This window comes from Sphingopyxis sp., assembly GCF_036402335.1.
Lineage (GTDB): Bacteria > Pseudomonadota > Alphaproteobacteria > Sphingomonadales > Sphingomonadaceae > Sphingopyxis.
The window spans coordinates 1-2200 of record NZ_DASWTD010000507.1; the positions used below are offsets into that span (position 1 = coordinate 1).

General features: G+C 62.9%; 2 protein-coding genes. Both read right to left on the reverse strand.

Translation table 11 applies throughout. The features are described 5' to 3' along the window. Positions 1–171: 171 nt before the first annotated feature. Positions 172–630: a hypothetical protein gene (locus tag VGD20_RS16435; RefSeq protein WP_331135473.1), complete on the reverse strand. Its 459-nt coding sequence runs from the start codon at positions 628–630 to the stop codon at positions 172–174. Positions 631–870: 240 nt separating this feature from the next. Further along, positions 871–2118, reverse strand: a complete 1248-nt coding sequence (gene rlmN, locus VGD20_RS16440) for a 23S rRNA (adenine(2503)-C(2))-methyltransferase RlmN (RefSeq protein ID WP_331135474.1) — start codon at positions 2116–2118, stop codon at positions 871–873. Positions 2119–2200 lie beyond the last annotated feature (82 nt).

Consider the following 2200-nt stretch of genomic DNA (forward strand, 5'->3'; position numbering starts at 1 on the left):
CTGGCATTGCGCGATTACGCTCTGGGCCCCGGCTTTCGCCGGGGTACGCGACGGGAATGGCCGCTTCCGGTCGTTGGCCGCCTTCCCATTCCGCCCATTCATCCCCGACCGACAAAAAAAGGGGCGGCCCCACGAGGCCGCCCCTTCCTGTTTCGTCGCTGTTCCGAAGGATCAGAAAGCGAAGCCGACGCCGACCGCGAAGGTGTCGAAATCGTCGAAGTTGTTGATGAACTGGTGACGATATTCGGCCTTGGCATAGACGTTCTGGCCCAGCTTGTGCTGGTAGCCCGCACCGATGTACGGATCGTCGATGTCGGTGAAGGTGTAACCGCCGGTCACATAGGCTTTGCCGGCAGCGCCGACCTTGGCGCCGATGCGGCCACCGGCCGAGAACTGGACGTCGGCACCGTCGACGAGCACCTTGTCGGCAGCGACTTCGGCGCCAACGAATGCGGTCGAACCGAGGTCGAAATCATAGCCTGCCGCCGCGCCGATCGTGGCGTCGTCAAAGCCGCTGCCGGTGATGTAGCCGCCGCGCACTTCGACGCGGCCTTCGCCGCCTTCGGCAGCCATGGCGGGGGTTGCAACGATGGCCGTCAGGAGAGCGGCTGCAACTGCGAATTTCTTCATTTTGTTTTCCTTCTCTTACTCGGGGTCCGTCCCGTGAGGGTCGCGGCCCGAGCCCTAAATGGCGTTTTCGGCTGTCGCTTCAATGAACGGATCGTTCAGAATGTGACAATTTTCTTACCTGTGTTATTTTTACCACACAGTATAGAATAGGTATGCGTTCGCGATTCCGCGCGATTGGCGGAAAATCAACGATATCTGCTGATGAGCACGCGCCGGATCGCGTCGTCCGGGGATGCCGGATTACCCCAGTGCGGCTTGCTTTTCCTCGGCGATGCGGTCGAGCTCGGCGCGAGTCGGCTTGGTCGCGGCACTCTTGAGCTGGCCGCAGGCGGCCATGATGTCGCGGCCGCGCGGAGTGCGGACGGGCGCCGAAATCCCGCTCTTGAAAATCAGGTTGCTGAACGCACGGACGCGTTCGGGCGTCGAACATTCATAGGCGGCGCCGGGCCAGGGGTTGAAGGGGATCAGATTGACCTTCGCGGGCAGGCCGTAATGCTTGATCAGCCTGACGAGTTCGCGTGCATCCGCGTCGCTGTCATTCTTGTCCTTCAGCATCACATATTCGAAGGTGATACGCCGCGCATTGTTGGCGCCCGGGTAATCGGCACACGCCTGGAGCAGTTCCTCGATGCCGTATTTGCGGTTGAGCGGAACGATCTCGTCGCGGATTTCCTTGGTGACCGCGTGCAGCGATACGGCCAGGTTGACGCCGATTTCCTCGCCGGCGCGAGCCATCATCGGGACGACGCCGCTCGTCGACAGCGTGATCCGCCGCTTCGACAGCGCAAGGCCGTCGCCGTCCATCACGATCTTCAGCGCACCCTTGACCTCATCGAAATTATACAGCGGCTCGCCCATACCCATCATCACGATGTTGGTGAGCATCCGGCCGTCGGCGGTGTAATGGCCTCCGTCCTCATCGGCGTCGTCATCCTCGGGATCGGGTCCGAAGCCCGCCATCGTTCCCTTCGGCCATTCGCCGAGCGCATCGCGCGCGAGCAGCACCTGTCCGACGATCTCGCCCGCCGCGAGGTTGCGCACGAGACGCATCGTGCCGGTGTGGCAGAAACGGCAGTTGAGCGTGCAGCCGACCTGGCTCGATACGCACAAGGTTCCCCGATCGGCGTCGGGGATGAAGACCATTTCATATTCCTGGCCGTCGGCGGCGGCGAGCAACCACTTGCGCGTGCCATCGCTCGACACCTGCGCCTCGCGCACCGTCGGACGACCGATGATGAAGCGGTCGGTCAGCCAGGGGCGCATGGCCTTTGCTATGTCGGTCATCGCCTCGAAATCGGTGACGCCGCGGTGATAGATCCAGTGCCAGATCTGCTTGGCACGCAGCTTCGCGCCCTTGGCGTCGAGACCGGCCTCGACCAGCACGCCCCCGATCGCGTCGCGCGTCAGCCCGACGAGGTCGATACGGTTGCCGCCGCGCAGGGGAACAGTGCCCGTTGTGACGGGGTCGATATGGCCGGGAATCTGCATGATGCGCGGCCATATAGTGGGGAAGGGGCAAAAGCGCAATTGTGCGCAATTATCCTCCCTGTCGCGCAGCGATGGGGAGGGG